This window comes from Streptomyces sp. NPDC037401 (assembly GCF_055602345.1).
Window position 1 is genome coordinate 24,949 of record NZ_JBVJWO010000056.1, and the last position, 8,928, is coordinate 33,876.

7 protein-coding genes are annotated in these 8,928 nt (G+C 70.0%); 3 read left to right on the top strand and 4 right to left on the bottom strand.

What is annotated here, in order from left to right:
- Positions 1–707: 707 nt before the first annotated feature.
- Positions 708–1,763, bottom strand: coding sequence for a PucR family transcriptional regulator (locus ACZ7H1_RS35745; RefSeq protein ID WP_470792491.1), 1,056 nt, complete (start codon positions 1,761–1,763; stop codon positions 708–710).
- A gap of 387 nt (positions 1,764–2,150) precedes the next feature.
- Here ACZ7H1_RS35745 and ACZ7H1_RS35750 point away from each other — a divergent pair, with 387 nt between their 5' ends.
- The 3 genes from ACZ7H1_RS35750 to ACZ7H1_RS35760 all read left to right on the top strand — a co-directional run bounded on the left by ACZ7H1_RS35750 (position 2,151) and on the right by ACZ7H1_RS35760 (position 5,529).
- Positions 2,151–4,097 carry an NAD-binding protein gene (locus ACZ7H1_RS35750; protein ID WP_470792498.1) on the top strand — a complete coding sequence of 649 codons (1,947 nt, stop codon included), beginning with the start codon at positions 2,151–2,153 and terminating at the stop codon, positions 4,095–4,097.
- Between the two features lie 402 nt (positions 4,098–4,499).
- A complete protein-coding gene (locus tag ACZ7H1_RS35755; RefSeq protein WP_470792492.1) occupies positions 4,500–4,679 on the top strand; it encodes a hypothetical protein in 180 nt (59 codons plus the stop codon).
- A 397-nt stretch (positions 4,680–5,076) separates the two neighbouring features.
- Positions 5,077–5,529, top strand: coding sequence for an HAD family hydrolase (locus ACZ7H1_RS35760; RefSeq protein WP_470792494.1), 453 nt, complete (start codon positions 5,077–5,079; stop codon positions 5,527–5,529).
- An 85-nt stretch (positions 5,530–5,614) separates the two neighbouring features.
- Here the strand turns inward: ACZ7H1_RS35760 and ACZ7H1_RS35765 are convergent, their stop codons facing one another.
- The 3 genes from ACZ7H1_RS35765 to ACZ7H1_RS35775 all read right to left on the bottom strand — a co-directional run bounded on the left by ACZ7H1_RS35765 (position 5,615) and on the right by ACZ7H1_RS35775 (position 8,790).
- Positions 5,615–7,147 (bottom strand): ABC transporter permease, encoded by a 1,533-nt coding sequence (locus tag ACZ7H1_RS35765; RefSeq protein WP_470792495.1) that lies wholly within the window; start codon positions 7,145–7,147, stop codon positions 5,615–5,617.
- 92 nt (positions 7,148–7,239) lie between these two features.
- The gene (locus ACZ7H1_RS35770) at positions 7,240–8,130 is read right to left on the bottom strand and encodes an ABC transporter ATP-binding protein (RefSeq protein ID WP_470792496.1); all 891 of its coding nucleotides are present in this window, start codon (positions 8,128–8,130) and stop codon (positions 7,240–7,242) included.
- Between the two features lie 381 nt (positions 8,131–8,511).
- Complete coding sequence (locus ACZ7H1_RS35775; protein ID WP_470792497.1) at positions 8,512–8,790, bottom strand: hypothetical protein; 279 nt, start codon at positions 8,788–8,790, stop codon at positions 8,512–8,514.
- Between the last annotated feature and the right edge of the window lie 138 nt (positions 8,791–8,928).

The following is an 8,928-nucleotide window of genomic DNA, read 5'->3' on the forward strand; positions in this document are numbered from 1 at the left end:
TCGATACGACTTCACGTCGCCTGCGGTACGTGCGACGTGGCGTGGCGGGCACGGTGTCCGGCCCCTGCGCAAGGGGCCGCGACCGGACGGCGCTGATGCGCAAGAGTGGCGACGCCCAATACCAGGCAGCCGGCGACTGCGACTATTCCGCCGGCCGCCGTACAGGCCACTTCGCTGCCAGATCTCAAGGCCTCAGCCCTGCGACCGTGGGCCTGACGCTTCGCCGTGAGCCAACCGGAAAGGGACCTTGGAGTACACCATGGTCGCCGCAGCGGTAACGGTCGCAACGGCCGCCAACGCTGGGATCCCCAGCAGCGTGGGCCACTGACGCATCTCGTCACTGCGGCAGACTCGGTCTTGGGGGGACGATTCGACGAACGGGCCCCGGCACAGGTCCACGGTCCGGGAGTGGCAGTAGCTCAGAGCGGCACGAGAAGTGCAACATCGAGCGGGACCCGGGCGTGGTACTCGCCTGGCTGTTGCTGTCCGTTCCCTTCGCTGCCACCGGTCTGTTCCAGTTCGCTTCGGGCTCCTCAGCGTTGTGTATCAGCGAGCAGATGGTGGAGTACGCCCGCCTGGCAACCCTGCCCGAGGAGTGAGATCGGCGCGGCGCGTGTTCGCGGGCGGGGACCCAGACCCCGATGGGCAAGGGGAGCGCCCACCGGCGGCCGGCCCCGTTGGTTGCGGGGCAGCCTGAAGCCGTGCCACTACTCCTTCGCCGGCCACCCCAGCAACCGGGCTCCGATTACCGCCGTCTGGAGGGTGTAGCGGTGAGACGGCTCACCGGGGTCGATGTGCGTCAGGCTATGGATGCGCTCCAGGCGATACGTCAGGGCCCGCACACTGAGCGAGAGTCTGCGGGCTGCCTCCACCGCTACGCAGCCGCTGTCGAAGTAGGCGGTGAGAGTGTCGATCAGGGGCTGCGCCCCACCCCGGGCCTGCTGAAGCGGGCCGAGCGTGCTCTCCACCAGGTCGGCCATGGCCTGCCGGTCCCGCGCCAGCACCGGGTAGACCAACAGGTCGGAAGCGTGCAGCACCGGGTCGTCCAGTGCCATGCGGTCCGCCAGGTCGAGTGCGTTCAGCGCCTCTTGATAGGAGTGGACGACGCCACCGGGTCCTGGATGGGAGCGGCCGATGGCAACCCGGCCGCCGTCTGTTGCGGCATACGCCTGCTTGGCGAAGAACGCCAGCACATCCGGTTTGTCTCCCGGCGCCACGCAGATGAGGCGTCCGTCCTTGGTGGTGAGGAGCGTGCTCTGGTCGCCGAACCGGGCCAGGACTGCGGTTTCGATGCCGCGCGCGACCGGGTAGCCGTCACCGTACGGTTCCGGGCCGATGGCCACCGCCACCGCGTGGGCCTGTGACAGTCGCAGTCCGAACCTTTCAGCGCGTTCGGCGAGACGGCCCAAGTCGCTGCCGCCGTACAGGAGGTCGTCGATGAACTCACGCCGAGCGGCTTCCTCTTGTCGCACCGCGTGCCTTTGTGCCCGCTCATACCCTTCGGCGAACGCGTCGACGGCCTGCTCGACGGCGGCCAGCAACTGATCGCGGCTCCTGGCCGGCAGCGCACCCTGGACCGCTCGCGCCTCACCGAGGTGGGCCCGGACGAGTTCTCGCAGCGCAAGGCCGGCTTCGGCTGCCTGCACACCCTCGGACCGCCGCTCTTCAATCTCGTCCCGGGTGAGCCGACGGCCGGTGGCACAGGCGTCCAGCAGGATCTTTTTGTATCCCGCCAGAAACTCCTCCGCGGCCGTCGGCTCCACCGTGCGCTCCCCCGTGCATCTTGACGTGTTCTTGACTCCGCCCAAGGGTGCCATGCCGGTTCCGGTCCACCGCAACCGGCATCAAGAGCGCGTAAAGGCTGCCGGAAATCGGCAATGCACGTTGCGACGAAAGCGGGAAGGATCAGGCCTTGAGGGTTCGGCTTCCCGCAGGTTGCCGGATTCGGCTTGCCTTGGCTGGGAGCGATACAGGCCTATACCCGTCAGTGCCACGGCCTCGCTCACCGCTCCCAACTGAGAGTCCGCCGCTTCCGATCCGTGCCACCGCCACAACAGCTCCATGCTGATCCGCCTGCGCTGTTCAGCCGAGACGGCCATGACCATGAGGGGCCAGGTATGACAGGGGCAGTGCATCCTTGGGGCGTGTCGATGTCTCCTGGCAGCCAACAGGCGGAGTCCGCCGGGCGGATGGTGGTCTGCGGCGACGACGGGCTGGCCCACCGACTGGCTGCGGAACTCGAGGGCGTCTACCACGAGCACGTGACCCTCGTGGCCCCGCCGAGCAGTGCCGCTCAGCCCGGCCCCCGTGAGGGGGAGGGCCGCGAGCCCTCACGGCGTTTCCTCGGATGGGTTCCTGCCGCCCGCAGCCGATCCGCCCCGGCCCCGGACAGCCACCCGGCCGCGCCGGGCATCCGGATCTTCGAGGCGACCGAACCGGACGAAGAAGTATTGATCGCGGCCGGCCTGGTTAGCGCCGCCGCCCTCGCACTCGTCTACCAGGACGACGAGACCAACGTACGAGCCGCACTGGTGGCGCGCCGGCTCAACCCCAGGCTGCGACTGGTGATCCGGCTGTACAACCGGAAGCTGGGGCAGCATCTGGAACACCTGCTGGACCAGGCGGCGATCGTCGCGGAGCCCGGCATCGACCTGCGGGAACTGGACTCGTCGACCACGGTTCTGTCGGACGCCGACACGGCTGCACCCGCCCTGGCCGCGACAGCCGTAGCGGGGACCAGCAAGGTGGTGCAGGCGGACGGACTGCTGCTGCGTGCGGTGGAACGCACCCCGCCGGGCCGGGGACAGGTAGCCGATCCGGGCCTGTGCACCCTGGCGTTGCTGTCCGCCACCACGAGCGACCCCGCGGGCAGCGAAGGCTCGGAAGCCAGCGGGAGTGAAGGGCCCCAGCTACTCCCCGACGACAGCGCGGTGGCCGCAGCGACCGGCCGCGGCATCATCGCGCTGGAGACCGTCACCCACGAAGGCCCCGTCCCGGCCACGCGCCGACTGAGCACGACGGCGCCTCCCATGGGATCGATCTTCTCCAAGCGGCTCCGCTGGTCGCTGGCCGGACTCTTGGCCGCCGTCGGCGCCCTGACCGTCGCGGCGTGGTGGGTCACCGGAGACCATCCCCTGCACGCCGCCTACATGATCCTGCTGGACATCTTCGCGATCAACGATCCCGCCGTCGACGACCAAACCGGAAGGCAGATCCTCCAGATCCTCGCCGGCCTGACCGGAATGCTGCTCCTTCCGATCCTCGTGGCGGCAGCCCTGGAGGCACTCGGCTCCTTCCGCAACGCGGGTGCGCTCCGGCGTCCGCCCCGGGGCCTGACCGGGCACGTGGTCCTCCTCGGGCTGGGCAAGATCGGAACGCGGGTCCTGGCCCGGCTGCGCGAACTGCACATCCCGGTGGTGTGCGTGGAAGCGGACCCGGACGCACGCGGAGTCGCCCTCGCCCGGGCCCTGCGGGTACCGGTCGTCCTGGGCGACGTCACCGAGGAAGGGGTCCTGGAGAGTGCCCGTATTCACAAGGCCGGGGCTCTGCTCGCCCTGACCAGCTCCGACACCACCAACCTCGAAGCCATGCTGTACGCCCGGTCCGTCAGGTCCGACGTACGCGTGGCTCTGCGCCTGTACGACGACGACTTCGCGACCGCCGTGTACCGCACCCTTCGCACGGCGCACCCCGAGGCCCTCACCCGCAGCCGCAGCGTCACCCACCTCGCGGCGCCCGCCTTCGCCGGAGCGATGATGGGCAGGCAGATCCTGGGGGCCATCCCCGTGGAGCGCCGTGTCCTGCTGTTCGCCGCGGTGGAGGTGTCCGGTCACCGCGAGCTCGAAGGCAGGACCGTTGCGGAATCCTTCCGGCCCGGGGCCTGGCGCGTCATCGCCCTCGACACCGCAGCTCCCGAGGAGCGGCGCCCGGACCTGGCGTCCACGCCCGACGGTGATCGCGACTCCTTCCCCGGCCTCGTCTGGGATCTCCACCCCGGCTACGTACTGAAGGCTCAGGACCGCGTGGTGATCGCAGCCACCCGACGCGGTCTCGCGGAACTCCTCGGACGCCGGAGCAACCCGGTGACGGGCGCATGACGGATTTGCCTGTCCGGTCAACGTGTTGTCCACGACGGTCACCGAGGAGGCAAGATGCAGTACGTCTGGCTGGGGGCGCTCACCGCGTTTGCTCTGGCCATAGCGATAAGCGGTGTGGTCGAGCTTCTCACCGGGTGGATCCACCCATGGGAACGCGCGCGGGTCGTACGTCCCGTGCCTCATGGCCTCGGTCAGATGCTTACGGGAAGCGGCCTCTGCTTCATTTTCGGTGTGTTCGCCTTCTCGCCTACAGGGGACGTACTCCTTTCGCTGATGGCAGTGGGCGCTGGGCTCTTGCTCACCGGAACCATCTTGGTCAGTGTGTCCAGGTTTCCATGACGTCCGCCAGGAGTCCCCGATGTCGACTTCTTTTTTTCACCGAGCCTCGCCCGGAGCGCTGCGGTGATCCTCTGCCGCGCCGCAGGACCGGAAACGCCGCTGTTCGCCTTCGCGGGCGTCCTCACGACCGGCGGCGTCCCTCTTTACCTGCTCGGGGCTGAGACCACCTGGGTATTGGCCATCTGCACCTTCGTTCTGGCAGGCGCGGCCGGCCTCTGGTGCGCCGCCTGCCATTGCGGCTGAGCCGCACCCTGCCCGCCGCTCCGACTCGAGACGGCTGGCGGGGATGACTGCCGACCGCGGTGGGGAGGTACGAGACCGACGTTGCCAAGCCGAGCCCGGACCTCCTCCCCCGGCTCGCCGCCACGATTGCACGGATGCCGTTCTTCATCGCCGGCTGGCCCGAGTGTCCTTGCTGCGGTCCGCCGCCCGGGATGGACACCGGCAATGCGGCAAGAGCTGCCGCGCATGCACGATTGTGGCTGCAGACAGAGACCGGGGGTGTTCAGTGGAAGCAACGACGGCCCGCAGCGTCGCCCGTGCACGCATTGGATCGGGCCTGGCGGTAACGCTGCTACTGCTTCCCTTCGGCTGCTACGGACTGGCCCGCATCGGAGCAGTCCCAGAGGGAACACCGATCGTGCTCGGCCTGCTGTCCGTGATCGCCGGCTTCGTGCTCCTCCCCGCCCTGTGCGAAGAGCGGGCTCCGTTCCGACGCTCGTCGTCGCGTCTGACCGCACACACCTTGATCGGCGAACGGTCCGTCGACCTGAACCGGATCACCACGGTCCGGCTCCTGACGACCTTTTCGTACGGCAGCGCCTACCGCACCCTGGTGGTGCGCGATACCCATGGGGTGCGCCTGGGAATCACTACCGAGACAAGCCGTAGGCAGCTGCGCCGAGCGATCGAGAAGGCGGACGCGAACGCCGCGCCGGGTGTCTCCGTGCCCCGCGTAAGCCGTGCGGCCCGGTCACATCTGGGCCTTGCCCCGGGGCGAGGTCTCGTCGTCCACACGGCTCTCGCCTTTCTGTTTCTGACGGTGTCCGCCAGCCTGTACGTGACCGTTGTGCTCCGACTCGGCGGGCAATAGACCTTGCCCCACTGCATCAACATGTGGGCCGGTCGAGCACGAGAGATGCAGGCGCTTCAAGTCCTCCTCCGCGCCGGCCGTGTGGTCAGGTGCGGAGGTCGCGTAGTCGGTAGCCGATGATGCCGACGACTGAGGCGAGCGTGGCGGCGGTCGTCATCAGCAAGGCCGCGGGCCAGTTGACGGGTTCGCCGGGTACTGCGGCCAGGTGCGCGAATGGAGACAGTCGGCCGACCCATGCCGGCCAGTCGGAACTGTCGGCGATGACTTTCAGCAGGAATCCGCCTGTTGCCAGGAGCGATCCGATGAGGGTGACCGCACGCGGGGCCCAGCCCAGGGCGAGTACACCGGCGCCGAGGCAAAGGAGGGCGATGGGCACGACGTTCCATGCCCCGGACAGCGCGGCCGTGAGGCCGAGTTCGGCACCGACGGCCTGTGTCCCGCTCCAGGTGGCGAGGCCGGAGACGGTGGTGAGCACGATGACGCCGCCGAGGGCGGCGGTGATCTCCGCGGTGAGCACTCTCGTGCGGGTGAGGGGCTGGGCGAACAGGAGCGTGAGGCGTCGGCCGGTCTCGTCGGCGGCGAGCGTGGCGAGGCGGACCGCGGCGAAAGCTCCTGCCGGGACGGCCAGCAGCGCGAACAGTGTGGCGGTGTAGCCCTGGACGGTGCCGAGCCCGGCGAAGCCGGCCTGGGCGGCGAGGTCCGCGAAGTGCGGGTTGTCGGTGAGGAAGTCCGCCATGGACACGGCCAGTACGCCGATGAGGAGGTAGTAGGCGCCGACACCGGCCGACCAGGCGGCCAGCGGCCGCACGAGCCGCCGTACCGCGAACGCCTGGACCGAGCCGAGCAGCCTCATGCGCGGGGCCCGGCCGGAGGGAGCGCGCAGGTAGCCGTCGCGGATGTCGCGCCGCCCTGCCGCAGCCGCGGCTGCGGCGGCGAGCACCAGGCCGGCGGCGGACAAGGCCAGCAGTGGCCAGATCCGGTTTCCGTCGTAGGGGCGGGCCAGTGCCGTCAGGCCGAACGGCGAGAGCCAGCGCAGCCACCCCAGGGCGGCGACACCGTCGCCGACCATCCGAAGCAGCATGCTGATGCCGAGCACTGCCACCGCCGCGCCGCTGGCGGACGCCCGGGTGGCGAACACCTGGGCGGCCATCGTGCCCACCGCGGCGAAGAACACCCCGCTCAAGGCCAGCCCGGCACTGTGCACGGCGGCGCCGCCCGCGGCTGCACCTGCTGCGGTCAGGCCTGCGAATGCCGCCGTGCCCGCGAGGAGCGACGCCGCGATCAGGACGGCGAGGTGGCGTGCCACCACCGTGGTGACCGGCAGCCGCCCTGCGAGCAGGACATCCCACCGGCCGGCGTCCTCCTCGCCCCGGGTGATCCGCGTTGCGGCGAGCAGCGCCCAAACGGCCAGCACGACCCCCAAGGCCGTCCCGGTGCGCCACACGGCGAACCCGCCGGCATCGTGCAGCGCGAGCGGTTCGCCGAACAGAGTGCGGATCGCCGGGTTGCCCGCCAGTGCCACCAGTGCTGCGGCATCCGTAGGGTCCTTGACTGTGCTGCGGTGGGCGGCCACCGCCACCGCCGACATCCCGGCCATAAGCCCGGTAACGACGAGCAAGCCGCGTCTGGTCTGGCGCAGAGCCAGAGCCGTCACAGCCCGGCCCGCCACGTGACCGGTGCCTGGGTGCTCGGCCGGCGGGGAGACGGGGGTCACCGCTGCGTCCCGCCGTAGTAGCCGAGGAAGATTTCCTCCAGCGAGGGTTCGCGCACCGCGAGGCTGACCACGTCCGCCTCCGCCAGCTTTTGCAGCGCGGGCCCCGGCGGGCCGGTGAGGGTGAACCGCACCGAAGCCGCGCCGGTCACCTCAACTTCCTCCACGCCGGGCACGCAGTCCAGGCCTGGTGGTGTGCCGGTGAAGCTCGCCGTCACTTCGGTGCGGTGTAGCCGTCGCAGCTCCGGCACGGCGGCGACGTCCACGAGTTGGCCGGTGCGCAGGATCGCCACCTTGTCGCAGACGGCCTCGACCTCGGCGAGCTGGTGGGAGCTAAGGAAGACGGTCTGGCCGTTGTCCCGGGCCTCGCGGACCGCGTGGCGGAACTCGCGTTCCATCAGCGGATCCAGACCACTGGTCGGCTCGTCCAGGACGAGCAGGGGTGCCCGGGTGGCGAACGCGGCCACCAGTGCCACCTTCTGGCGGTTGCCCGTCGAGTGGGCCCGGCCCGGCTTGGACAAGTCGAGGTCGAACCGCTCGACCAGCTCATCCCGGTAGAGCCGGTCGGTTCCGGGGCCCGTGCGGGCCAGCAGCTCCAGCATCTCGGCGCCGGTCAGCTGTGGCCACAGCGCCACGTCGGCCGGTACGTACGCCAGGCTCCGGTGCGTCCTGGCGACGTCGGCCGCATCGGTGCCGAAGATCGATGCCCGGCCGCTGGTGGGGCGGGCCAGTCCCAGCAACAGCCGGATGGTGGTGGACTTGCCGGCGCCATTGGGGCCGAGGAAGCCGAACACCTCGCCGGCCGGAGCACTCAGATCCAGCCCGTCCAACGCCAGGACACGGCCGTAGCGTTTGGTCAGGGATTGCGTACGCAGGGCGGGCGCGACCATGAGGGTCTCCAGAGACGGCGCGGCGGGCACAAGGCCCCTAATCGCCGACCAGACTTCCCGGCACACCGCTGGTGAACATACTCGCGCCACATCACACCGGACAAGGCATAGGACCAAACGGCTGCGCTGCCTTCCGCACTGCGGGGCGGACAGCGTTTCGTGGCCGCTAACGCGGCGTCCGGCCGCCCGACCGAGCCGTCCACCGTCTCCGTGTCCAGTCACCGGCCTCGCCGACCGTGACCAAGACAGCGGCGGATGCGGCGCACCCGGCAACTGGTGCGGGGTACCCAAGAGCAGTGCCGGCAAGCCACAACAGACCGGTGAGGACCGCCCACCAGCCGATAACGGACCAGGCGACAACCCGTCGGCGCGGCTTCGGTGTCATCGGACGCCGCTGTTCAGGGTGCGGAGGCGGGCCAGGCCGGCCAGCAGGCATCCGGCTGCCCCGACGATCCCGCCGGCAGCGGTCAGGGCCAGGCTCATCTCCGGGGAGGCCCCGGCGAGGCGCGGGATCGAGTTCAGGGGTGCTACGGCGTAGAGGGCCAGGAGCGCCCAGCCGTGGGCCCGCACCGGCGCGAGCCGGGCCCGCAGACGGGCAGGTGCCCGGCCCGCGGCCATCGCCAGCCCAGCGGGCAGCAGGGTGATAGAGAAGATCGTCAATCCGATCCACTGCCACATCATTGTTGTCGTTTCCTGTCGGGTGCTAGGAGTTGTCGTCAAAGTGTCACGCCCACATCAGGAGCGATGCGAGGGTGACGGCTGCTTGGTAGGACTGGGCGGTCTTGTCGTACCGGGTGG

Excerpts from the sequence above, each read along its gene's own strand:
- ACZ7H1_RS35750 (WP_470792498.1), top strand. The coding sequence starts at position 2,151 with ATGTCTCCTGGCAGCCAACAGGCGGAGTCCGCCGGGCGGATGGTGGTC.
- ACZ7H1_RS35770 (WP_470792496.1), bottom strand. The coding sequence starts at position 8,130 with ATGGTCGCGCCCGCCCTGCGTACGCAATCCCTGACCAAACGCTACGGC.